The organism is Micromonospora fiedleri, assembly GCF_016774385.1.
Taxonomy (GTDB): Bacteria; Actinomycetota; Actinomycetes; order Mycobacteriales; family Micromonosporaceae; genus Micromonospora; species Micromonospora gifhornensis.
The window spans coordinates 470,019-493,602 of record NZ_JAETXL010000005.1 but is presented as its reverse complement, the minus strand read 5'-3'; the positions used below and the strand labels follow the sequence as shown (position 1 = coordinate 493,602).

The window sequence follows — 23,584 nt, the reverse complement described above, 5'->3', positions numbered from 1 at the left end:
ATCGGGGCCCGTCCAGCGACGCCGCCCGGTACGGGGTTGCCGTACCGGGCGGCGTCACTCTGGCGGGGGACAGGTCAGCTGATGCCCGCGTCGGTGCAGAGCTTGGCGTAGTCGCCGGTGCAGACCTGCTCCTTGGTCACGTAGCCGTCGGCGATGACGTCCTTGACGTTCTCCTTGTAGATCGCCGCGGGGGTGAGCAGGACGGCGGGCACGTCACGGTTGCCCTCCGGGTCCCGGACCGTCTGACCGGTCTCCTTGCGCTCGCCCTTGGCCAGCGCGATGGCCAACTCGGCGGCGGCGTCCGCCTCCTTCTTGACCGCCTTGTAAACGGTCATGCACTGGTCACCGGCGAGGATGTTCTGCAGCGCCTGCGGGTCGGCGTCCTGCCCGGTCACCGGGACCTTGCCGTTGAGGTTGTTCTTCTTCAGCACCGAGATGGCGGCGTTGCCGAGGCCGTCGTTCGCGGAGAGCACGCCGTCGATCTTGCCGCCGGTCTTGGTGAGCTGCTGCTCGAAGATGGTCGCGGCCTGGGTGTTGTCCCAGTCCGGCACGGAGTCGTCGGCGGCCTTGGTGTACTCGCCGGAGTCGAACTTCGGCTTGAGGACCGAGTCGTAGCCCTCCTTGAACAGGGTGGCGTTGTTGTCGGTCGGCGAGCCGTTGAGGTAGGCGATCGCCGGCTTCTCCACCTTCGCGTCGGTGAGGCACTTGACCAGGCCCTCGCCCTGCAGCTTGCCGACGGCCACGTTGTCGAAGCTGACGTAGTACTGCGCCGAGCCGCCGAGGGTCAGGCGGTCGTAGTCGATGGTGGCGACACCCTGCGACTTGGCCTTGTCCAGGACGGCCTTGCCGGTGCCGGAGTCCAGGTTGACGATCATCAGCACGGTGACGCCGTTGGTGATCATCTGGTCGGCGATGGTCTGGAAGGCGTTCTTGTCGCCCTGCGCGTTCTGGATGTCCGACAGGACACCGGCCGCGTCGAACGCCTCCTTGAGGAACCTGCGGTCCGCGCTCTCCCAGCGGACCGAGGAGCTGCTGTCCGGCAGGATCACGCCGATCTTCGGGGTCTTGCCGGAGCCGCCGCCGGCCTGGTCGCCGGAATCGTCGCCGCAGGCCGTCAGGCTGCCGAGGGCGAGCACGCCCACAGCGCCGATGGCGAGGAAGCCCTTGCGCATGTGCAGGGTCCTTTCGAGAGTGGGAAGGTGTCGGTGTGTCGATGGTGTTCTTTTGTTGTGCCCGGCAACGTATTCCGCTGCCGGGCGCCGACACAAGGGCGCGGTGGTCGCTAATTTGTTGTCGGCAGTAACAATTCGGCAACGCCCATGAAGCGCTCGTGTCACCGCGGTGGCATCGGCCAGCTGAAATGCCTGGTCAGACGCCCACATCGGCGGACGTGGCAGACGGCAGAGGGTTCACGCCCCCGGCGAACCTTGGCCCCAACGGGCACGGGTTTCGTGGCTGACCCGCACGCCGGGATCCCACCGTTGCGGCGCAACGGTGATGACCGAGGTCAGCCGGTGGCGAGGGGTGCGGTCCGGGCGTCGGTGAGGGCGACCAGATCGGCCGGGGCCAGTTCGACCTGAAGACCGCGCCGGCCCGCCGACACGTACACCGTGTCGTGCTCCAGGGCGGAGTCGTCGAGCACCGTGGGCAGCCGCTTACGCTGCCCCAACGGGCTGATGCCGCCGCGTACGTAGCCGGTGGCGCGTTCGGCCGCACCACGTTCGGCAAGCGTGGCCCGCTTGCCACCGACCGCCGCGGCCAGCGCCTTGAGGTCCAGCTCGCCGGTCACCGGCACGATCGCCACGGTGAGGGCGCCGTCCACCTCGGCGATCAGGGTCTTGAAGACCCGTCCGGGCGGTACGCCGATCGCGGCGGCGACCAACGCGCCGTAGTTCGGCGAGTCCGCCGCGACATCGTAGGGATGGGTGCGATGGGTGATGCGGTGCTTCGTCAGCAGCACCATCGCCGGCGTACCCCGTCCCGTCATGTGCGCCAACCTAGCTGCGCTCCCGGTCTGGAGGCCAGCGGCTTCCTGCGTCGGCCCTGCTCCGGCCCAGCTTTGACCCTGCTTTGGTCCTGCTCGGCGGGTGGGCTTTGGTCCTGCTTCGGCAGGCGGGTGGTGGGGTTCAGGTGACCGGCTGGCAGACCAGCACCGTCGGGGCGGCGGCGACCCGGGTCAGCACCAGGCTCGCCGGCTGGTCGCCGGTCAGGCGCAGGTCGTGCCGGAGCCGTTCGGGTTCCAGCGCCGAGCCACGCTTGAGGATCTCCACCCGGCCGACCCGGCGCTCCCGCAGCAACGCCCGCAGTCGCTTCAGCGAGAACGGCAGCACGTCGGTCACCTCCAGGCAGCGGGCGTACGGCGTCGGCGTCGGCGCGTCGGCGTAGAGGTAGGCGATGCTCGGGTCGGCCAGCGAGGCATCCAGGTCGGCGGCGAGTTCGGCGATCAGGTGGGCGCGGACCACCGCCGGGTCCGGGTCGTACACGAAGCGGCGTACCGGCCCGACCGGTGCCTCCTGCCGCCCCGAGCCGACGAGTTGGTTCTCGACGGGGTGAGCAGGGTGCCCGTCGGCGGCGTCGACCGGCCCGTCCTTCAGTACGGTTGCGCGGCGGGGGGTTTCGGCGAGCGGGCCGCACCAGAGCGCCGCCTCGACCAGGTTGCCGTCGACGCTTACCCACTCGGCCTCGGCGCCAGCGGGAATGAGAGCGTGGTCGAGACCGGGGGCGACCTTCACCACCGTCCGGGGCACCCGTTGCGCGAGCCCGGTGACGAAGTCCCACGGCGGCGAGTACGAGTTCGGGTCGAAGATGCGGCGTCCGGTCCCGGCCCGGCGGCGGGCCGGGTCGCAGAAGACCGCCTCGACCCGGGTCACGTCGAACGCCGTCGCGTCCCCGCACTCGACGGTGAAAAGCTCGGCCAGCCCGGCTGCCTGCGCGTTCGCCTCGGCCAACGCGGCGGTGAACGGGTCGGCCTCCACGCCGTACACCCGGATGCCGGCCTGGGCGGCGGCGAGCGCGTCGGCCCCCAACCCGCACCCCAGGTCGGCCAGGCTGGTCACCCCGGCCTTGCGCAGCCGGTGCGCACGGCGTCGCGCGACCACCCCTCGGGTCGCCTGTTCCAGGCCGGGCCGGGTGAAGAACATGCCGCTCGCCGCCGGCCCGAACTTGCCCGCCGCCCGGCGGCGCAACTCCGCCTGAGTCAGCGCCGCCGCCGCCAACCCGGCGGGGATCCCGGCCGAGCGCAGCGCCGCCGCCGCGGCCAGCGGGTCACCGCCCGCCACCCGGGCCGCCGCCGCGAGCGCGCCCGACCCCTCGGGCGTACGCAACGCCGCAAGCTGCTCCAGATCCACCCACCCATTGTCCCGACCCACCGACCACCCCATCCGCCCGGCCAGGTGTGATCGACACGGTTACGCCGGAATGGCGGTGTTCCTGCGCGTGGATTACCGCTACTTCGGCGTAACGGTGTCGATCATGCGCCTGACGCCCGGGATCGGGCGGGATGGTGGGAGGTGATGAAGGCGCGCCAACTGGCGGGGGTGAAGGCGAGCGCCGGGCCGGTCGGGTCCTTGCTGTCGCGTACGGCGACCAGGTCGGGCAGGTTGTCGGCGACCTCGACACAGGCACCGCCGTTGGCGTTGCTGCGGGAGGACTTGCGCCAGGTGGCACGGGTCAGGTCCATGACTTCGCCACTTCCTCGATCAGGCGGGCGGTCTGCCGGCGCGGCAGCGCCTCACCAGCCACAGTCTCCCAGCGCCGCCCCAGGGCGGCAAGGTCGTTCGGGCTGTCCACGGTGTGCCCGCGCAGTTGGTTGTCCAGGTGGGCCACCTTGGTGCCGTCAGCGAGCCGGGCCAGCACGAAGGGACCATGAAGCCCGATGTACCAGGGAGTCGCGGCCGGAATGATCCGCACCTGGACGAATGGCCGGTCGGCAAGGGCACGCAGGTGCTCACATTGCTCGACCATGGTCGCCCGGTCGCCGACCTGCCGACGCAGCGCCAGCTCGTCCAGGATCGCGATGAGCTGCGGCGGCTCGTCGCGACTGAGGACCTGCTGCCGGGCCATCCGGGCCAGCACCCGCTTCTCGACCTGCTCGTTGGTCAGCGGCGGCCCGGCACGCAGCATCGCTCGCGCGTACGCCTCGGTCTGGAGCAGACCCGGCACCACCGCCGGGTCGTACCAGCGCAGCGAGACGGCCTCCCGCTCGATCTCGCCCCATGGTCGGAACCAGTCCGGCTCGGCGTGCAGGCGGATCAGCTCCAGCATCCCGACGAAGAGGCCACCGGTCTCCAACACCTTGTCGAACCGGGCCAGGTAGTCGGCGCTGAGCTGGTTCTGCCCGGTCTCGATCGCGCTGATCGACGACGGCGCGTAGTTGATCATCCTGCTCAGGTCCTCCTGGCTGAGCCCGCGGGTCTTGCGGGCCCGGCGCAGCTGATCGCGGAGAAACCCCAGGGTTGGTACGTCGACCATGCCGTCTCCCTCCGTGATGTCTTCGTGCCGCAACGTAGGGAATCGGGCGGCCGGGCGGAAGACAGGGCCGGCATGTTGCGGTAACCCCTGGCGCGGGAGTGGAGAAGGGCTGGCGCGGGTGTCGGAAAGGTGGCGACACGAAGGGGGAGCGTTGGCACTCTCCTTGACGGAGTGCTAGCCGAGGAATAACCTGCGATTAGCACTCTCACCCTGAGGGTGCCAACGCTCGGGCCCTCGTGCCCGGGAGTTGAACGCCAGGCGGACCGGCACCCGCGACGACGGCCCCGCCCGGTGGCATGTGGCAAATTGACGTTGGTCGGCACGCCGGCCAGCAACGAAACCAGTACCCCAGGAGGGTATGCCCGTGACTACCGCGACCAAGGTTGCGATCAAGCCGCTCGAGGACCGGATCCTGGTCCAGGCGAACGAGGCTGAGACCACCACTGCGTCGGGCATCGTGATTCCCGACACCGCCAAGGAGAAGCCGCAGGAGGGCACCGTCCTCGCTGTCGGCCCGGGTCGTTTCGACGACGACGGTGACCGGATCCCGATGGACGTCAAGGTCGGGGACACCGTCCTCTACTCGAAGTACGGCGGCACCGAGGTCAAGTACGCCGGCGAGGAGTACCTGGTGCTCTCCGCCCGCGACGTCCTCGCGATCATCGAGAAGTAAGCAACCGATCAGTGTCGTTGCCCCGGTCCGGCTCGCCGGGCCGGGGCAACGTCGCTTCGAAGGGACATACATGGCGAAGATCCTGAGCTTCTCGGATGACGCCCGGCACCAGCTGGAGCACGGTGTCAACGCGCTCGCGAACGCGGTCAAGGTCACGCTCGGGCCGCGCGGGCGCAACGTCGTCCTGGACAAGAAATTCGGTGCGCCGACGATCACCAACGATGGTGTGACCATCGCCAAGGAGATCGAGCTCACCAACCCGTACGAGAACCTCGGCGCGCAGCTGGTCAAGGAGGTGGCGACCAAGACCAACGACGTCGCCGGCGACGGGACCACCACCGCGACCGTGCTGGCCCAGGCGATGGTCCGCGAGGGCCTGCGCAACGTGACCGCGGGCGCCAACCCGGCGGGTCTCAAGCGGGGCATCGACGCCGCCGCGGCCAAGGTCTCCGAGGCGCTGCTCGGCAAGGCCGTCGAGGTCTCCGACAAGAAGTCCGTCGCGCACGTGGCGACGATCTCGGCGCAGGACTCCACCATCGGTGAGCTGATCGCCGAGGCGATGGAGCGGGTCGGCCGCGACGGTGTGATCACCGTCGAGGAGGGCTCTGCGCTGCAGACCGAACTGGACGTCACCGAGGGCCTCCAGTTCGACAAGGGCTTCATCTCGCCGAACTTCGTCACCGACGTGGAGGCGCAGGAGTCGGTCCTGGAGGACGCGTACATCCTGATCACCACGCAGAAGATCTCGGCGATCGAGGAGCTGCTGCCGCTGCTGGAGAAGGTCCTCCAGGACAACAAGCCGCTGCTGATCATCGCCGAGGACGTCGAGGGTCAGGCGCTGTCCACCCTGGTGGTCAACTCGATCCGCAAGACCCTCAAGGTCTGCGCGGTCAAGGCGCCCGGCTTCGGTGACCGCCGCAAGGCGATGCTCCAGGACATGGCGATCCTGACCGGTGCCGAGCTGGTCGCGCCCGAGCTGGGCTACAAGCTTGACCAGGTCGGCCTGGAGGTGCTCGGCACCGCCCGGCGCATCGTGGTCGACAAGGAGAACACCACCATCGTCGACGGTGGTGGCCAGGCCAGCGAGGTCGCCGACCGGGTCGCTCAGATCCGCAAGGAGATCGAGGCTTCGGACTCCGACTGGGACCGGGAGAAGCTGGCCGAGCGGCTGGCCAAGCTCTCCGGTGGCATCGCCGTGGTCAAGGTCGGCGCGGCCACCGAGGTCGAGATGAAGGAGCGCAAGCACCGCATCGAGGACGCCATCGCCGCGACCAAGGCCGCGGTCGAGGAGGGTACGGTGCCCGGCGGTGGCGCCGCCCTGGCCCAGATCCTGTCGGTGCTCGACGACGACCTCGGCTTCACCGGTGACGAGAAGGTCGGCGTGTCGATCGTGCGCAAGGCGCTGGTCGAGCCGCTGCGCTGGATCGCCCAGAACGCCGGGCACGACGGGTACGTCGTGGTGCAGAAGGTCACCGAGGGCAAGTGGGGCCACGGCCTCGACGCCGCCATCGGCGACTACGTGGACCTGGCCGCGTCCGGCATCATCGACCCGGTGAAGGTGACCCGTAACGCGGTCACCAACGCCGCGTCCATCGCCGGCCTGCTGCTCACCACCGAGAGCCTCGTGGTGGAGAAGCCCAAGGAGCCGGAGGCCGCCGCAGCTGGTCACGGCCACGGCCACGGTCACAGCCACCAGCACGGCCCGGGCTTCTGAGTCGTCCGCGACACGGTACGGCGGGTGCGCCGCTCCCCCGGAGCACCCGCCGTACCGCGTGACGGCTGTCAGCTGCCGGTACCTCCCGCCAGGCGACCTCGGGGTCGAGCCGGACAGCACGCTGCCGCGCCCTTTGTGCAGGGCGCGGCAGCGGTGGTTTATGGGTGGGTCAGGCGACGTTGCGTTGGGTGGGGACGGTCGACCGGTGGCTGCTGCCCAGCCGGGCCTCCAGGCGGGCGACGTCCACCCGGGTCTGTCGGCGGTCGGCGAGATCCTCCCAGCCGACCGCGAGCAGCCGCAGCCGCTCGGATTCGCTGAAGCCGCCCCAGACCCCGTACGGCTCCCGCACGGTCAGGGCGTGCGCGGCGCACTCGGCCCGTACCGGGCAGGCGCGGCAGACGGCCTTGGCACCCGATTCGCGGCGCAGCCGCGACGAGCCCCGCTCGCCGTCCGGGTGGAAGAACTGTGCGCTGTCGCGGCCCCGGCAGGCACCGAGGCGCTGCCAGTCCCAGAGGTCGACGATGGGTCCGGGCAGTCTACGTACGTTCGACATCAGCACCCCTCCTCTCGCGCGGCACCGCGAGATGCTTGTTGGCCGGCTGTCCGGGCGGCGGGCCGCGCAGGGCACCGTTCCCGGCCTTGAGCCCCCGGTACCCCGACCGCTCTCGGCTCACACGTCTTGTGATCCAAAAGCTGTGGGCGACTTGGGGCAAATGACCTATCTGTCGGAAAACTTGGGAGGATTGCCCGGAAGTTCCTCCCGAGGCTGCCCGGTCATGGTCTGCTCGTCTGCGGAGAGGAGATCGTTGTGCGTACCGTTCTTGTGTGCGTTCGGACGCCGCTCGCTGCACAGCATTTGACTTCCGCAGCGGCGCGGCTGGGATTGTCCGGTGCTGTCCGGACGGCCGTCTCCGACCCCGAGGTGATGCTGCGACTGGCCGAGCGTCCCGCCGACGTGGTGCTCGCCGACACCGCCCTCACCCGCCCCGACAGTGCCGGGTTCGTCCGGCGGGTACTGGCACGCGCGCCGCAGGCCGCGGTGCTGCTGCTCGGCATGGAGGAGTCCGAGGCGGCGGCGGCGACGATCCATGCCGGGGCGCGTGGGCTGATCCAGGGCATCGACCATGACCTGACCAGCGCGGTCGCCAAGGCGCTGCTGCTGCTGGCCGCACCGGGCCGGGCCAACCGACACCGGATCGCCGACCCGGCGCGGGACACCGCGGCGGTGGGCGGCCAGCGGCCGGCACCCAACGGTCGGCCCACCGGCGACAGCTCCCCGACCTGGACGGCAACGGACGCGGCGGGCAGCCCCGCGATGGTGCCGGTGCAGCGCGGCGAGGATCCGGCCGAGCCGGACGCCGAGGAGGAGAAGGGCGCCGCCGCCAGGCCGCCCCGCGCCGACCGGTCCACGATCGGGCTCACCGAACGCGAGTTGCAGGTGCTGCTCGGCATGGCCGAGGGCAAGAGCAACGCCGAGATCGGCCGTGAGTTGTTCGTCTCCGAGGACACCGTGAAGACCCACGCCCGACGGCTGTTCCGCAAGCTGGGCGCCCGGGACCGGGCGCACGCGGTGGCCGCCGGATTCCGTGCCGGCCTGGTCGCCTGACGGCCGTAGACCGACCCCACCGGGGCGAGTCCGCTGTGGGTGATCGGTCGTGCTCTGCTGATGCCGTCACCCGGGCGTACGGGTCAGTCCCGGGAGGCGGCCTCGTCCTCGCTGTCCTCGGTGCCCTCGCTGAGGGTGTCGTGCACGCCGTCGGCGTAGCCGCGCGCGTAGTCCCAGGTGACGTAGTGGTCCGGGTCCGGATCGAAGGCCGGCTCGTGCACCCGGGGGCGCCCGGAGCTGAGCAGGTGCCGCAGGTTGCCCCGGAGCAGGTCCCAGTCGAAGTAGTGCGGCTCCCGGCAGTCCTCGCACTCGATGACGAGCCCGCGTACGCCGATCGGCGCGAGCAGCGCCTGGTAGATCTCCAGGTCGGCGAGATCCTCCAGCACGTCCTGGCGTTCGACGTCGGTCAGTGGGTCGAGCGAGGAGTCGCGGTCAGGGTCGTCCAGGCCGGCTGCCGGGTCGGCGGGGTCACCGGTGAACGGGTCGATGGGCTCGTCTTGCACCCCCTCACCGTAGACCCAAGCACCCGCCGATGCCCGTCCCCCGTCGAGCAATCCAGCTCGGGACATCCCGTCGCCGCGCCTACCGCCGCTCGCGGGTGCCACCGGAGCCACTGGGTACGATGGGGCTGACGCCTTCCTGCCCGGCCGTTCGCCGGTGCCCAGACCACCCTCACTGAAGCCCGTTCGAGCAGCTCAGGAGAGCAAATCGTGGAGAATTCGCCCCAGACCGACCTTTCCGCCGGCGCCGATGCTGGCGAGCTGGGCGGCCACCTGCCCGAGCTGCCGGCGGGCTCGGCCCGGGTGGTGCCGCTGGGGCTGACCTTCGACGACGTGCTGCTGCAACCGGGCGAGTCGGACGTGGTGCCCAGCCGGGTGAACACCGTCACTCGGCTCACCCGCAACGTCACCCTCTCCATCCCGCTGCTGTCCAGCGCGATGGACACGGTGACCGAGGCGCGGATGGCGATCGCCATGGCCCGCCAGGGTGGCATCGGCGTGCTGCACCGCAACCTCTCCGTGGAGGACCAGGCGCTCCAGGTCGACCTGGTGAAGCGCTCCGAGTCCGGCATGATCACCAACCCGGTCACCGCCAGCCCGGACGACACCCTGCGTGAGGTCGACCAGCTCTGTGGGCGCTACCGGATCTCCGGCGTGCCGGTGGTGGACGCCGAGGGGCAGCTGGTCGGCATCGTCACCAACCGGGACATGCGGTTCGTCTCCGACCCGGCCACGCCGGTTCGCGACATCATGACCCAGCCGCCGCTGGTCACCGCCCCGGTCGGGGTGAGCAAGGACGAGGCGCTGGGCCTGCTGCGCCAGCACAAGGTCGAGAAGCTGCCGATCGTCGACGGCTCCGGCAAGCTGCGCGGGCTGATCACCGTGAAGGACTTCACCAAGAGCGAGCAGTACCCGAACGCCACCAAGGACGACGCCGGTCGCCTGCGGGTGGCCGCGGCGATCGGGGTCGGCGAGGACGCCTACAAGCGGGCCCGGGCGCTCGTCGACGCCGGGGTCGACGTGCTGATCGTGGACACCGCGCACGGCCACCAGCGGGCCGTGCTGGAGATGGTCGCCCGGCTGAAGAAGGACGTCGCCATCGACATCGTCGGCGGCAACGTGGCCACCTACGCCGGGGCGAAGGCGCTCGTCGACGCCGGTGCCGACGGGGTGAAGGTGGGCGTCGGCCCGGGTGCCATCTGCACCACCCGGATCGTGGCCGGTGTCGGCGTGCCGCAGATCACGGCGATCATGGAGGCCGCCCGGGCGGCCCGACCGGCCGGCGTGCCGGTGATCGGCGACGGTGGCATCCAGTATTCGGGCGACATCGCCAAGGCGCTGGTCGCCGGGGCCGACACGGTGATGCTCGGCAGCCTGCTGGCCGGCTGCGAGGAGAGCCCCGGCGAGCTGATCTTCGTCAACGGCAAGCAGTTCAAGGCGTACCGGGGGATGGGTTCGCTCGGCGCGATGCAGTCGCGGGGGCAGGCGAAGTCGTACTCCAAGGACCGCTACTTCCAGCAGGACGTGACGAGCGACGAGAAGCTGGTCCCGGAGGGTGTCGAGGGCCAGGTGCCCTACCGTGGGCCGCTGTCGCGGATGGCCCACCAGCTGGTCGGCGGTCTGCGGCTGGCGATGGGGTACGCGGGCGCGGAGAGCATCGCCGAGCTGCACCAGCGTGGCCAGCTGATCCGGATCACCGCGGCCGGGCTCAAGGAGAGCCACCCGCACGACATCCAGATGACCGTCGAGGCACCGAACTACCACACCCGCTGACCCCTTTCGTGGAAACTGGAGCCCCCCATGCGTGACGTGGTCGAGATCGGGCTGGGCAAGACCGCGCAGCGCGGCTACCACCTGGACGACATCGCCATCGTGCCGAGCCGTCGTACCCGGGACGTGGACGACGTCTCCACCGGCTGGCAGTTGGACGCGTACCAGTTCGGCATCCCCTGCGTGGGGCACCCCTCCGACGCGACGATGAGCCCGGCCTCGGCGGTACGCCTGGGCCAGCTCGGCGGCCTCGGCGTGCTCAACGTCGAAGGGCTCTGGACCCGCTACGAGAACCCGACAAAGGTGCTGGAGGAGTTGGCCGGCCTGGGCGAGGACGCCCGCGCCACCAAGCGGCTCCAGGAGGTGTACGCCGAGCCGATCCGCCCGGATCTGATCACCGAGCGGGTCCGTGAGCTGCGCGAGGGCGGCGGCACCGTGGCGGTGCGGGTCTCCCCGCAGCACACCCTGGCGCTGGCCCCGGTGATCCTCGACGCGGGCGTCGACCTCCTGGTCATCCAGGGCACCATCGTCTCGGCCGAGCACGTCTCGACCACCGACGAGCCGCTCAACCTCAAGGAGTTCATCGCCGACCTCGACCTGCCGGTCATCGTCGGCGGCTGCACCGACTACAAGACCGCGCTGCACCTGATGCGTACCGGCGCGGCCGGTGTGATCATCGGCATCGGTGGCGACGAGTGGTCCACCACCGAATCGGTGCTCGGCATCCGGGTGCCGATGGCCACCGCCATCGCCGACGCCGCCGCCGCCCGGCGGGACTACCTGGACGAGACCGGCGGCCGGTACGTGCACCTGATCGCCGACGGCGACATCCGTACCTCCGGGGACATCGCCAAGGCGCTCGGCTGCGGCGCGGACGCGGTCATGCTCGGCGAGCCGCTGTCGCTCTGCGCGGAGGCCCCGGCCGGCGGTGCCTGGTGGCACTCGGCCGCCAGCCACCCGTCGTTGCCCCGAGGCGCCTTCGAGGTGGCCGGCGAACCGCTCGGCTCCATGGAACGCCTCCTCTTCGGCCCCGCCGACGAGCCCGACGGCCAACTCAACCTCTTCGGCGGCCTCCGCCGCGCCATGGCCAAGTGCGGCTACCGCGACCTCAAGGAATTCCAAAAAGTAGGCCTCGTCCTCGACCGCTGACCCAAGCCCCCCCACGCCCACGCTCTCCCCACGCGCCCCGCCCCGCCCCCCCCCCGCCCTCCGCAGCGTCGATCATGCACTTGTGGTCGCCGGTTCATGCTGGTTTCGGGTGTTTCGCCGCGACCGCAAGTGCAAAATCGACGGGGTGGGCGGCGGTAGGCTCGGCGGGGTGAGCAGGGTGGTGGGGTTGCGGTGGAGTGGGGTTGCGGTTGCGGTGGTGGCTGCGGTCGCGTTGGTGAGTTGCACGGGGGAGCGTGAGGACGGGTTCCGGCCGGGCAGTGTGGACGTTGCCGATCCGTACGTGCCGGGCAGTGGCAACGGTGGCTACGACGTCGACCATTACCGGCTCGCGGTGCGGTACGACCCGGCCGACGACCGGCTCGTCGGGCGGGCCGTGGTGACCGCGACCGCCACGCAGAATCTCTCCCGGTTCAACCTCGACCTGAGCGGCCTCACGGTCGACTCGGTCACCGTGGACGGTGCCTCCGCCGAGCACCGGCAGGCCGACGGTGAACTTGTCGTCACGCCGAGCCGGAGGCTGGCGAACCTCAGCCGGTTCACCGTCGAGGTGAGCTACGCCGGGGTGCCCACGGCGGTCACCGACGGTGTGCTGGGCAGCGGTGGCTTCCAGCACACCGACGACGGGGCGATCGCCCTGGGCCAACCGCACTCGGCGGCGACCTGGTTCCCGGTCAACGACCACCCCTCCGACAAGGCGACCTACGACATCGAGGTGACCGTCCCCGAAGGGCTCGCCGCGCTGAGCAACGGCGTACCGGGGGAGCGGACCACGGCCGACGGGTGGACGACCTGGCGTTGGGCCGAGCGGTCACCGATGGCGAGTTACCTGACCACGCTGGTGATCGGTGACTACCGGGTGGACGTCGGCACGCACAGCGGCAAGCCGATGATCACGGCGGTACCGACCGGCATGCCGGCCACCGGGCCGCAGGCACGGTCGCTGTCGCGCACCGGTGAGATCGCCGACTACCTGGCCGGTCTCTTCGGGACGTACCCGTTCGAGGCGTACGGCGGGGTGGCGGTGGCCGACCCGCGAATCGGGTACGCGTTGGAGACACAGTCCCGACCGGTCTACGGCCCCGGGTTCTTCCGCTCCGGCGAGCCGAACTACGGCGTGGTCGTCCACGAGGTGGCCCACCAGTGGTTCGGCAACAGTGTGGCACTGGCCCGGTGGAGCGACATCTGGCTCAACGAGGGCTTCGCCAGCTACGCCGAGTGGCTCTGGGAGGAACACGACGGCGGCCCGAGCGCCCAACGCAACTTCGAGCAGCAGTACGCGGTGACGGACTGGTCCCGGCCCACCCTGAATCCCGGCCCCGGCGCGATGTTCAGCCCCGCCGTCTACAAGCGAGGTGCACTCGTCGTGCACGCGTTGCGGCGTACCGTCGGCGACGACGACTTCTTCCGGATCCTGCGCACCTGGACCACCGAGCGACGGGACGGCACCGCGACCACGGCGGACTTCGTCGCCCTGGCCGAGCGGATCTCCGGGCGTCAGCTGGGCTCGTTCTTCGACTCCTGGTTGACCGGGACCACCGCCCCCGCGTTGCCCTGACCCACCGCCCGGCCGCTGGTCGCCCGGCGGTCCGGGACGAGATCCACGATCTTGACAGTTTCGCCCTATCGGGGCACCACCAGTTTCGGGTGCTCGGCGAGGAACTCGTCGACCTTGCCGGCCCGCAACTCGGTGATGAAGCGGCGGCCGGTCTGGGTCAGTTCCTCGCCCCGGTAGGCGTTGCCCCGACCCACCGCCGCGCCGGGCAGGGTGACGAGCGTCAGCGCGTCGGGGGAGAGCCCGCCGAGGGCGTACGCGAACTCCACGATCCGCCGCCCGCCGACGTAGACCAGCATGTCGCCGAGGGCCGCCACCACCTGCTCGACTCGCTCCGGCTGGCGAGCCAGGTCGGTGTCGAGGATCTTGCCGACCAGCGACCGGATCAGCTGCTGCTGGTGGCGTTGCCGGGTGTAGTCGCCACCGGGCAGGTAGCGCTGTCGGGCGTAGTCCAGCGCCTGCCAGCCGTTGAGGTGCCGATCGCCGGGCTCGTAGACCATCTGCGGTCCGACGTACCCGCCGACGCCCGGCCCGGGTGCGCGGTGCTTGCCGTCGGGCTGGCGATGCCGCGAGACCACCCGCTGGTCGACGTGGATGTCGACGCCGCCGAGGCTGTCCACCAACGTGTCGAAGCCGCCGAAGGTGAGCACCGCGCCGGCGTCGATGCGCAGCCCGGTGTAGTCACTGACCACCTGGCTCAGCAGCTCGTACCCCTGGGCCGGGTCCGGCTGCTTCGGGCGGTCCGGCACCCGGCTGCCGTAGCTCATCGCGTTGGTGAGCTTGGTCCGCCCGCCCCGGTAACCGGCCGGCTTGAACGCCGGGACGTCCACCACCAGGTCGCGGGGGAGCGAGAAGAGGTACGCCCGGGACAACCCCGCCGGTACGTGCAGGATGAGCACCGCGTCGGCGTGCGGCTCCCAACCGGGCACGCTGACCCGGGTGTCGATGCCGACCAGCAGCAGGTTGAGCGGGCCGGTGATGTCGGCGCCCGGCGGCGGGGTGCTCGGGCTCGGGCTCGGTTGCGCGTCAGCCGACGCGCTCGGGCCGGTCGGGCCGGCGGTCGGTGTGCTCCGGTCGGTGCCGACCAGCCGGGTGATCACCACCGCGCCGACGGCCACCACCGCCACCGCGACCAGGGCGGCAAGCACCAGCGTCAGCCGTCTCCGAGGTTCTCCGAGCATCATTCCCCCGCCTTCTTCGCGCACCTGCCGACACAACGCCGTGAGGTGGGCTCAGGGTTGCGTCGACCGCTCTGTCGCTTCGATCACCCGCGTGGGCTTCTCCCGGCGGGCTGCGCAGCATGATTGCGCGCACACTGCTTCTGGCGCGAGAGCTACTCGGGAGTAATGATTCGAGGCATGCGGTACGACGTGGTCGTCATCGGGTCGGGCTTCGGCGGTAGCGTGGCCGCCCTGCGGCTGGCCGAGAAGGGTTACTCGGTCGGCGTCCTGGAGGCGGGCCGACGGTTCGCCGACGACGAGTTCCCGAAGACCTCGTGGCGGCTGCGGCGGTTCCTCTGGGCGCCGAAGCTGGGCTGCTTCGGCCTGCAACGGATCACCCTACTGCGGGCGGCCGACCGGCGGGCCGGCGGCGGGGTGCTGGTGCTGTCCGGTTCGGGGGTCGGCGGAGGCTCGCTGGTCTACGCCAACACGCTGTACGAGCCGCTGGACGCCTTCTACACCGACCCCCAGTGGCGGGACATCACCGACTGGCGGGCCGAACTCGCCCCGCACTTCGCCCAGGCGAAGCGGATGCTCGGGGTGACCACGTACCCGCTGCACACCCCCGCGGACCGGGCGATGCGGCGGGTGGCCGACCGGATGGGGGTGGGGCACACCTTCCACGCCACCCCGGTCGGGGTGTACATCGGGCGGCCGGGTGAGCGGGTGGCCGACCCGTACTTCGGCGGTGCCGGGCCGGAGCGTACCGGCTGCACCAACTGTGGCGCCTGCATGACCGGATGCCGGTACGGCGCGAAGAACACCCTGGTCAAGAACTACCTGTGGCTGGCCGAGCGGCTCGGTGCCCAGGTGCATCCGCTGACCACCGTCACCGCCGTACGGCCCTCCGGCGACGGGTACGCCGTACACACCGAACGCACCGGCGCCTGGCTGCGCAAGCGCCCCCAGGTGATCCACGCCGACCAGGTGGTCTTCGCCGCCGGGGCGCTGGGCACCCAACGACTGCTGCACGAGATGCGTGAGCGTGGCGCCCTGCCCAACATCTCGCCGACGCTGGGTCGGCTGACCCGGACCAACTCGGAGGCCATCCTCGGCGCCTCGGTACCGCGTCGGCGGGCCAAGGCCGCCGGAGTGGACTACTCCGAGGGAGTGGCGATCACCAGTTCGTTCCACCCCGACCCGCAGACCCACATCGAGCCGGTCCGCTACGGGCGCGGCTCGAACGCGATGGGTCTGCTGCAATCCCTGCTGGTCGACGGCGGCCCGCACCGGGTACGCCGCTGGCTCGGCCAACTCGTCCGGCATCCCTGGCAGGCCGCCCGGCTGCTGTGGGTGCGCAACTGGTCGGAACGTACGGTGATCGCCCTGGTGATGCAGTCGGCGGACAACTCGCTCACCACCCGGCTGCGGCGCGGGCCGCTGGGTCGCCGACTGGTCGCCGCCCCCGGCCACGGCCCCGGAAACCCGACCTGGATCCCCGCCGGCAACCGGGCCGCCCGACTGCTCGCCGAAGAGATCGACGGTACGCCCGGCGGCGCGCTGACCGAACCGTTCGACATCCCGATGACCGCCCACATCCTCGGCGGTGCGGTGATCGGCGCCACCCCCGAGACCGGGGTCATCGACCCGTACCACCGCGTCTACGGCCACCCCGGCCTGCACGTCGTCGACGGCGCCGCCATCTCGGCCAACCTCGGCGTCAACCCCTCCCTCACCATCACCGCCCAAGCCGAACGCGCCCTGGCCCTCTGGCCCAACAAGAACACCCCCGACCCCCGCCCCCCACACCCCTCCCCCTACCACCCCCTCCCACCCATCCCCCCAACCCACCCCGCCCTCCCCTAAGCCCCCGCCCCCGCCCCGCCCCCGCCCCCAGCCCCCGGCGATCTTGCACTTTGTGTCGGGGTGAAGGGTGCATAAGCCGCGTATCCGCGACCGAAAGTGCAAGATCGGCGGGGGAGGGGGTGTGGGGTGGGGCGGAGTGCGGGGTGGGTGGGGTGGGGGTGGGGGAGGGGGTGACTGTGGGTAGGCTTGCTGCACATGAGCCTGCCGCGTCCTGTCCTCGTGGTCGACTTCGGTGCCCAGTACGCCCAGCTGATCGCGCGCCGGGTGCGTGAGGCCAAGGTCTACTCCGAGATCGTCCCGCACTCCATGCCCGTGGCCGAGATGCTGGCCAAGAACCCGGCCGCGATCATCCTGTCCGGCGGTCCGGCCAGCGTCTACGCGCCCGAGGCCCCGCAGGTCGACGGCGGGCTGTTCACGGCGGGGGTGCCGGTCTTCGGCATCTGCTACGGCTTCCAGGCGATGGCGCAGGCCCTGGGCGGCACGGTGGCGCGCACCGGCAACCGGGAGTACGGCGGCACTCCGCTGCGCCCCCGTCTGCTCGAACCAGGCGTACTGCTCCGTGACCTGCCGGCCGACCTGCCGGTCTGGATGAGCCACGGCGACTGTGTCACCGAGGCGCCGGAGGGCTTCACGGTGACCGCCGAGTCCGCCGGTGCACCGGTCGCCGCCTTCGAGGACCTGGCCGGTCGGCGGGCCGGCGTGCAGTTCCACCCCGAGGTGGGGCACACCGCGCACGGGCAGGAGATGCTGACCCGCTTCCTGTACGAGATCGCCGGGATCGAGCCCACCTGGACGCCCGAGAACATCATCGACGAGCAGGTGGCCCGGATCCGCGCGCAGGTCGGCGACAAGGAGGTCATCTGCGGCCTCAGCGGCGGGGTGGACTCTGCGGTCGCCGCCGCGCTGGTGCACAAGGCCGTCGGCGACCAGCTCACCTGCGTCTTCGTCGACCACGGTCTGCTGCGGGCCGGCGAGGCCGAGCAGGTGGAGAAGGACTACGTCGCGGCCACCGGCATCAAGCTCAAGGTGGTCGACGCGGCCGACCGGTTCCTCGGTGCGCTGGCCGGGGTGACCGACCCGGAGCAGAAGCGGAAGATCATCGGCCGGGAGTTCATCCGGGTCTTCGAGGCCGCCGCCCGGGAGATCGCCTCGCACGGTGACGTGGAGTTCCTGGTGCAGGGCACCCTCTACCCGGACGTGGTCGAGTCCGGTGGCGGCACCGGCACCGCCAACATCAAGAGCCACCACAACGTCGGCGGGCTGCCCGAGGACCTCAAGTTCGCCCTGGTCGAGCCGCTGCGCACGCTGTTCAAGGACGAGGTCCGTACCCTCGGTCTGCAACTCGGCCTGCCCGAGGCGATGGTCTGGCGGCACCCGTTCCCCGGCCCGGGCCTGGCCATCCGGATCATCGGCGCGGTCGACCAGGAGCGCCTGGACGTGTTGCGCCGGGCCGACTTCATCGCCCGGCAGGAGTTGAGCGCCGCCGGCCTGGACCGCGACGTCTGGCAGTTCCCGGTGGTGCTGCTGGCCGACGTGCGCAGCGTCGGCGTGCAGGGCGACGGGCGCAGCTACGGTCACCCCGTGGTGCTGCGCCCGGTCTCCAGCGAGGACGCGATGACCGCCGACTGGTCGCGCCTGCCCTACGACGTGATCGCCCGGATCTCCACCCGGATCACCAACGAGGTCGCCGAGGTGAACCGGGTGGTCCTGGACGTGACCAGCAAGCCGCCGGGCACCATCGAGTGGGAGTGACGCCGACTCAGGCCGGCGGCTGAGCAGCCGCCTCGGGCCTGGTCGGCGCGGTGCCGTCGGCGGTGGCGATCCGTACCGTCGGCGCGCTGCTCTCCTGCACCGCGGGGCCGTACTGCGCGGTGGGCGGGACCGGGCCGTGGTGCGGTGTCGGTGCGCCGGGCGCGGGGTAGGGCCATGCCGGATGCGGGGCGGGGCCCGCCGGTCCGGCGTGCGGTGGACCGCTGGCCGGGCCCTGCGGCGGGACGCCCGTCGGGTGCGGCCAGGCCGGCGCGCTGGCCGGTTCCGCGGGCATCAGGAACCACATGATCGGGTACGCCAGTGCGGCGATCCCGCCGGTGAGCAGGGTGCCGACCGCGAAGACGACCCGGACCAGGGTCGGGTCGACGTTGAGGTAGCGGCCGACGCCGCTGGCCACTCCGGCGACCATCCGGTCAGTGGTCGGGCGGCGCAGTTGCTTGTACGGGGCGTGGGGTGTGGAAGTCATGCCTCCACGGTCCGCGTCTCGGGGCGCATCGACCTCGGTGACCGCCCGGATCAATACCCTGACTTGCGGCTCAGGGGTAAGTAAGAAGTCAGGAATCCGACTCTTTTCCGCGCCGTTAACGGGTCACGGGGAGAATTTGGCTCCGTGACCACCATGCTGGAGCCGCTCCGCAGGATCGCGGCATACGCAGTCTGTACTGATTCGGTAGACCGAGTGTTGCTGGTTCGCGCATCGGAGCGCTCCGGCACCCCCGGTACGTGGTCTCTGCCCGGTGGGGCGGTCGACCACGGTGAGGACCCTCAGCACACCGTCGTCCGGGAGACCGCCGCCGAGACCGGGCTGTCGGTCTCCGTCGCGAGCCTTCAGGACGTCCTGGCCGACATGCGGGCGCTGCCCGAGCGCGGCATCACCATCCACACCGACCGGCTGGTCTACCAGGTCTCGGTCCGGGGTGGTTCGCTGACCGACCGGGTCGACCGGCCGACCGACCTGGCCCGCTGGTTCACCCGCGAGGAGGCCCGGCAACTGCCCCTGCGCTCGTTCACCGCGCGCGCCCTCGGGCTGCCCACCTCCTCGGCCGACATCGTGCCCGACGAGCCGCCGGAGTTTCCCTCCTTCTACGCGGTGCCCGGTCCGGACGGCCTGCACCGGGCGCAGCGTTTCGCCGCGTACGCGGTGGTCACCGATCCGGACGGCCGGGTGCTGCTGACCCGGGTCTCGGACGGTTACCCGGGTGCCGGCTGCTGGCACCTGCCGGGCGGCGGCACCGACTACGGCGAGCAGCCGGGTGCCGCGTTGATCCGGGAACTGGTCGAGGAGACCGGGCAGACCGGGCGCCTGATCGGGCTGCTCGGTGTCGCCAGCCACCGGGACGCGGCCTCGCTGGGCCCGGAGGGCTACCCGATCGACTGGCACGGCGTACGCGCCTTCTACCGGGTGGTGGTCGACAAGCCGGCCCCGCCCACGGTCGCCGACGTCGGCGGCTCCACCTGTGAGGCCCGCTGGTTCGCCCGCGAGGAACTCGGTGCCCTGCCGACCGACCGCCTCACCGAGGTGACCGCCGAGGCCGTCCAGGCCGCCCGCCTCACCTGACCACCGCACACTCCGCGCCCGGCCGCACGATCATGAAGTTATTGTCGGGGCACGCCTCCGACAGGTGGCGACAACTTCGTGATCGACAGCGGCCGGGCGGCCGGAGACGGTCGTGCGGGCGGGAGTCGGTGTGGAGCAGGTACGGCGGGTGGGGGCGTACGGCGTGCTGCGGGACCCCGACGGGCGGGTGCTGCTCGTGCGGGGGTCCGACCGGGCCGACTTCCCCGGCGTCTGGTCGCTGCCGGGCGGCGGCCTGGAGCACGCCGAGCATCCGGCGCGGGCGGTGCTCCGTGAGGTCGCCGAGGAGACCGGGCTCGCCGTCGAGGTGACCGGGCTGCGCGCGGTGGTCGCCGACGTGACGCCCTACCCCGACCTGGGGGTCGCCCTGCACACGGATCGGGTGCTGTTCGACGTGACGGCCGTGGGCGGCACGTTGCGCGGCGAGCGGGACGGCACCACCGATCTGGCGCGCTGGCTGCCGCCGGACGAGGCGACCGGGTTGCCGCTGCTGCCGTTCACCGCCGAGGCGCTGGGCCTGCCGGTCGTGCCGCTGCCCTCCGGGGCGCTGCGTCGGCGGGAGCCGTTCGCCGCGCCGGACGCCACTCGGCGGCAGCGCTTCGGGGCGTACGGGTTGGTTTCCGATCCGGCCGGACGGGTGTTGCTGGCGTTGATCGCGGACGGCTATCCGGGCGCCGGTCAGTGGCATCTGCCCGGCGGCGGTACGGACCATGGTGAGCAGCCGGTTACCGCGCTGCTACGCGAACTGGTCGAAGAATCCGGCCAATTGGGTCGGGTGACCGAACTCATCGGAGTGGACAACCTGCACAACCCGGCCGCGCTCGGGCCGGAGGGCTATCCCATCGACTGGCATGGCATCCGCGTCGTCTACCGGGTGCTGGTCGACCGCCCGACCGAGCCGGCGGTCACCGAGCTGGCCGGCGGCTCCACCGCCCGCGCCGCCTGGTTCAACCCGGCCGAGCTGCGCGAACTTCCGTTGACGGAGATCGCCGCCGAGGCTGTGGCGACCGGCGGGTGAGCCGGACGGGCGACCGGACCCCGCCGGTCGCCCGGCGGCCCGGGAAGGCGATCTCCGGTACAGTCGGGAGAAGGGCCGAGGGAGGAAAACGGGCGATGATGCCCCAGATGGGAACAACCGTGCGGTTCGCGTGGTTAGGGGAGATATAAGTACCGCCGGCAGCTATCGCCAATCCCCACTCGCCTATGCGATGGTGTACACCGCAAAATGGGCTGCCGGGCCCGAACGGTCCGGCAACGAGACAGCCGGACACCCGCCCCGCACGGGCGGCCAGCTGATCCGGTGATGGAGGAAGCGTGCCGAGAGCCCCCTGGCGCCGGCGTCGTACGACTGACAGCCCGCGTCCCGCAGGGCGAAGCTGGACGGGCCCGCTGCGCCGCAGCGGCAGCCTGGCCCGTCAGGTCCTGCTGGTCCGCGTCGGCCGCCGCGATGGCGAGCTGCACGGCGCGACCGATGCCCTGCCCGAGCCCCGGTATTCGGATCGTCCCCGCCGTCGCTACGGCCTGCAGCGGTTCCACCGGACCCGGATCGAGACGATCGCCCCTGCGGCGATCGGCCCGGCTCCCCGTGTCGAATCCCCGGTGACGGACGATGCCACGGTCAGCGCCGTACCGCTGCTGCCCGGTGAGCGGACAATGGCGCGTCGGGTGAAGTTCGCGCTGGTCAACGCCTGCACCCTGGCCAGCCTGGTGCTCGGCATCAACGCGATCTTCATCGCCATGAACGGCGACGTACGGGTCGCCGCTCTGCTCCTCATCGCCTGTGTCGCCTTCGACGGACTCGACGGCGCGCTGGCCCGCAAGCTCGGCGTCTCCAGCCCGTTCGGCGCCCAGATGGACTCGCTGGCCGACATGTGCTCCTTCGGCCTCGCCGCGCCCGTGGTGGTCTACGCCTCGCTCGCCGGTGAGGTGCCGACGGCTGCCGCCGGAGTGGCCGCCGCGCTCGTCGCCGCCTGCGCCGCGATCCGGCTCGCCCGGTTCAACGTCTCGCCCCAGGACGGCCGCTTCTTCAGCGGCGTACCCACCACCATGGCGGCGGCCGTGCTCGCCCTGATGGTGGTCATCGGACTGCCGGTGCCGGGAGCGGTGCAGATCGCCGGGGTGGCGCTGCTCGCCTTCACCATGGTCAGCAGCTTCCCGTACGCCAAGCTCGCCCGGCTGGTCAAGCTGCCGCCGTGGCTCTGGCTCGCTCCGGTGATCGGCGCGCTGATCGACGTGCGGCTCACCTTCGGCCTGATCGTGGTGGGCTACCTGATCAGCGGGCCGCTGCTCTGGCTGCACCAGCGCCGCACCATCTGATCTCCGTACCGACGAAAGGGCGCCGCGGTCGACCGCGGCGCCCTTTGTCGTTCGGTTCCGATCAGCGCCAGCGGGCGATGACGGTCGACCCGCCGACCACCTTGTCGCCCGGCCCGACCAGCGGGTCCGCGGCCTCGACGGGCAGGTAGACGTCGGTACGCGAGCCGAACCGGATCAGCCCGAACCGCTCGCCGCGCGCCAGCAGGGTGCCGATCGGCGCCCGCTGCACGATCCGCCGGGCGATCAGGCCGGTCCGCTGCGCCACCACCACCGTGCCGTGCGTGGTGTCCAGCACCGTGTACGCGGCCACGTTGTGCTCGGCGTCCGGCTTCATCGCGTTGACGAAGCCGCCGTCGGCGACGAAGTAGTCGACCACCTTGCCGGCCACCGGGGAACGGTTGACGTGCACGTCGAGCACCGACAGGAAGACCGCGATCCGCAGGAACTCGCCGTCGCCGAAGCGCTCGTCGTGCAGCCGCTGGACCGACAGGACCTTGCCGTCGGCAGCGGCCACCACCGCCGACGGGTCCTCCGGCACATCGCGCTCGGGGTCCCGGAAGAAGGCGGCCACCGGTGCGGCGGCCAGCGCGGGCACCAGCCACAGCTTGGACTTCGGCCGGGCCAGCCGGGTCAGCGCGGCCAACCCGAGGGCGATGCCGGCGGCGGCCACCCCGTTGGAGTCGATGTGCATGTCGCGGGTCACCGGCACGCTCGACGGACGGTAGGCGGGGGCGAGGCGCTCCGCCGCCGCCGCGTCCGTCGGGGTGAAACGGAGCCGGAACACGCGTACCGGCTCGGGGTTCCGCAGCACCAGGTCGACACCGACACCGTGCAGCGCGCCCTGGCGCTCCAACTCGGCGGCGGCACCGGCGGTCCGGCCGACGGCGCTGGCCACACTCAACACCGCGCCGTCGGCCAGGTACTTGGTCAGCGTCTCGACGGTCGCGCGCGCCTCCTCGGCGGTGCCGGCCAGCGCCTCACCGGCCACGACCACCGCGGCCGGCTCGGCTTCGGCGAGGCTGTCCACCACGCGGACCCGATCGGCGACCCAGCGTCCCTGGGCGCTGACGTGCTCACGCAGGGCCGTGGGGCTGACCGACTCGGCCGGCACCACGGTGAGGGTGTCACCGGGCAGCAGCGCTTCGATGGCCGCGGCCAGCACCGCGGACTCCGGTGCCGCGCCGACCAGCAGCGCGGCCTTGGGGTCGTTGATCCGGGCGAGCTCGGCGACGAGGGTGCGGGCGGCACGCTCGCCGAGGCGGACCGGGCCGGACCGGCCGGCGGCACGCACGCCGGGGAACTGGGTCATCTCGAACGGGCTCCTGACGGGATAGAGGCGACTGACGCGAGATCACCGCCCGGCGGCGAGGTCGGCCCGGCCGCGAGCGGCCCGCGCGAACCGGCTGACCCGCGCGGGATGCCCGCGCGTGGGCCGGCCGGC

General features: G+C 71.5%; 20 protein-coding genes and 1 pseudogene. 11 read left to right on the top strand and 10 right to left on the bottom strand.

All coding sequences use genetic code 11. The features are described 5' to 3' along the window. Positions 1 to 74: 74 nt before the first annotated feature. The 5 genes from JMF97_RS16355 to JMF97_RS16335 form a co-directional block, all read right to left on the bottom strand. Positions 75 to 1,172: a sugar ABC transporter substrate-binding protein gene (locus JMF97_RS16355; protein ID WP_203222341.1), complete on the bottom strand. Its 1,098-nt coding sequence runs from the start codon at positions 1,170 to 1,172 to the stop codon at positions 75 to 77. Positions 1,173 to 1,507: 335 nt separating this feature from the next. Beyond that, complete coding sequence (gene ybaK, locus JMF97_RS16350) at positions 1,508 to 1,987, bottom strand: Cys-tRNA(Pro) deacylase (RefSeq protein ID WP_102658816.1); 480 nt, start codon at positions 1,985 to 1,987, stop codon at positions 1,508 to 1,510. Positions 1,988 to 2,126: 139 nt separating this feature from the next. Beyond that, entirely contained in the window at positions 2,127 to 3,347 is a 1,221-nt protein-coding gene (locus JMF97_RS16345) for a THUMP-like domain-containing protein (RefSeq protein WP_203222340.1), read from the bottom strand. Positions 3,348 to 3,469: 122 nt separating this feature from the next. After that, complete coding sequence (locus JMF97_RS16340) at positions 3,470 to 3,679, bottom strand: DUF397 domain-containing protein (RefSeq protein WP_203222339.1); 210 nt, start codon at positions 3,677 to 3,679, stop codon at positions 3,470 to 3,472. Continuing rightward, positions 3,670 to 4,470, bottom strand: coding sequence for a helix-turn-helix domain-containing protein (locus tag JMF97_RS16335; protein WP_203222338.1), 801 nt, complete (start codon positions 4,468 to 4,470; stop codon positions 3,670 to 3,672). Before JMF97_RS16335 ends, JMF97_RS16340 begins: the two co-directional genes overlap by 10 nt. A 364-nt stretch (positions 4,471 to 4,834) precedes the next feature. Here JMF97_RS16335 and groES point away from each other — a divergent pair, with 364 nt between their 5' ends. Together groES and groL are read left to right on the top strand one after the other, a co-directional pair. Beyond that, entirely contained in the window at positions 4,835 to 5,143 is a 309-nt protein-coding gene (gene groES / locus JMF97_RS16330; protein WP_013735873.1) for a co-chaperone GroES, read from the top strand. A 70-nt stretch (positions 5,144 to 5,213) separates the two neighbouring features. Continuing rightward, positions 5,214 to 6,857, top strand: coding sequence for a chaperonin GroEL (gene groL / locus JMF97_RS16325; RefSeq protein ID WP_203222337.1), 1,644 nt, complete (start codon positions 5,214 to 5,216; stop codon positions 6,855 to 6,857). 169 nt (positions 6,858 to 7,026) lie between these two features. Here groL and JMF97_RS16320 read toward each other — a convergent pair whose 3' ends face one another. Beyond that, on the bottom strand, positions 7,027 to 7,410 hold the full coding sequence (locus tag JMF97_RS16320; protein WP_043725796.1) for a WhiB family transcriptional regulator: 384 nt from the start codon (positions 7,408 to 7,410) through the stop codon (positions 7,027 to 7,029). Between the two features lie 255 nt (positions 7,411 to 7,665). Between JMF97_RS16320 and JMF97_RS16315 the strand changes: the two genes are divergently transcribed. Continuing rightward, a complete protein-coding gene (locus JMF97_RS16315) occupies positions 7,666 to 8,463 on the top strand; it encodes a helix-turn-helix transcriptional regulator (RefSeq protein ID WP_203222336.1) in 798 nt (265 codons plus the stop codon). Between the two features lie 83 nt (positions 8,464 to 8,546). On the opposite strand, the gene JMF97_RS16310 is transcribed toward JMF97_RS16315, so the two are convergent. Beyond that, positions 8,547 to 8,966: a DUF5319 domain-containing protein gene (locus JMF97_RS16310; RefSeq protein ID WP_013735869.1), complete on the bottom strand. Its 420-nt coding sequence runs from the start codon at positions 8,964 to 8,966 to the stop codon at positions 8,547 to 8,549. A 207-nt stretch (positions 8,967 to 9,173) separates the two neighbouring features. Between JMF97_RS16310 and guaB the strand changes: the two genes are divergently transcribed. From guaB to JMF97_RS16295, 3 genes are all read left to right on the top strand, one after another. Continuing rightward, positions 9,174 to 10,736, top strand: coding sequence for an IMP dehydrogenase (gene guaB / locus JMF97_RS16305; protein ID WP_126711214.1), 1,563 nt, complete (start codon positions 9,174 to 9,176; stop codon positions 10,734 to 10,736). Between the two features lie 27 nt (positions 10,737 to 10,763). Next, positions 10,764 to 11,882 (top strand): GuaB3 family IMP dehydrogenase-related protein, encoded by a 1,119-nt coding sequence (locus JMF97_RS16300; RefSeq protein ID WP_126711213.1) that lies wholly within the window; start codon positions 10,764 to 10,766, stop codon positions 11,880 to 11,882. 178 nt (positions 11,883 to 12,060) lie between these two features. Beyond that, a complete protein-coding gene (locus JMF97_RS16295) occupies positions 12,061 to 13,458 on the top strand; it encodes a M1 family metallopeptidase (protein WP_438803758.1) in 1,398 nt (465 codons plus the stop codon). Positions 13,459 to 13,523: 65 nt separating this feature from the next. Here the strand turns inward: JMF97_RS16295 and JMF97_RS16290 are convergent, their stop codons facing one another. Beyond that, positions 13,524 to 14,639 carry an LCP family protein gene (locus tag JMF97_RS16290; RefSeq protein ID WP_203222334.1) on the bottom strand — a complete coding sequence of 372 codons (1,116 nt, stop codon included), beginning with the start codon at positions 14,637 to 14,639 and terminating at the stop codon, positions 13,524 to 13,526. Between the two features lie 174 nt (positions 14,640 to 14,813). Here JMF97_RS16290 and JMF97_RS16285 point away from each other — a divergent pair, with 174 nt between their 5' ends. Further along, entirely contained in the window at positions 14,814 to 16,481 is a 1,668-nt protein-coding gene (locus tag JMF97_RS16285; RefSeq protein ID WP_203222333.1) for an FAD-dependent oxidoreductase, read from the top strand. 195 nt (positions 16,482 to 16,676) lie between these two features. Continuing rightward, positions 16,677 to 18,233 (top strand): glutamine-hydrolyzing GMP synthase, encoded by a 1,557-nt coding sequence (guaA, locus tag JMF97_RS16280; protein WP_043721915.1) that lies wholly within the window; start codon positions 16,677 to 16,679, stop codon positions 18,231 to 18,233. A gap of 244 nt (positions 18,234 to 18,477) precedes the next feature. Here the strand turns inward: guaA and JMF97_RS16275 are convergent. Then, a pseudogene (locus JMF97_RS16275) lies at positions 18,478 to 18,717 on the bottom strand (PspC domain-containing protein); the annotation flags it as partial. A 144-nt stretch (positions 18,718 to 18,861) separates the two neighbouring features. Here JMF97_RS16275 and JMF97_RS16270 point away from each other — a divergent pair. From JMF97_RS16270 to JMF97_RS16260, 3 genes are all read left to right on the top strand, one after another. Next, positions 18,862 to 19,809: an NUDIX hydrolase gene (locus JMF97_RS16270; protein WP_043721911.1), complete on the top strand. Its 948-nt coding sequence runs from the start codon at positions 18,862 to 18,864 to the stop codon at positions 19,807 to 19,809. Between the two features lie 130 nt (positions 19,810 to 19,939). Then, on the top strand, positions 19,940 to 20,845 hold the full coding sequence (locus tag JMF97_RS16265; RefSeq protein ID WP_203222454.1) for an NUDIX hydrolase: 906 nt from the start codon (positions 19,940 to 19,942) through the stop codon (positions 20,843 to 20,845). Between the two features lie 371 nt (positions 20,846 to 21,216). Next, a complete protein-coding gene (locus tag JMF97_RS16260; protein WP_203222453.1) occupies positions 21,217 to 22,143 on the top strand; it encodes a CDP-alcohol phosphatidyltransferase family protein in 927 nt (308 codons plus the stop codon). A 61-nt stretch (positions 22,144 to 22,204) separates the two neighbouring features. On the opposite strand, the gene JMF97_RS16255 is transcribed toward JMF97_RS16260, so the two are convergent. Next, positions 22,205 to 23,452 carry a phosphatidylserine decarboxylase gene (locus JMF97_RS16255; protein ID WP_203222332.1) on the bottom strand — a complete coding sequence of 416 codons (1,248 nt, stop codon included), beginning with the start codon at positions 23,450 to 23,452 and terminating at the stop codon, positions 22,205 to 22,207. Positions 23,453 to 23,584: the final 132 nt, after the last annotated feature.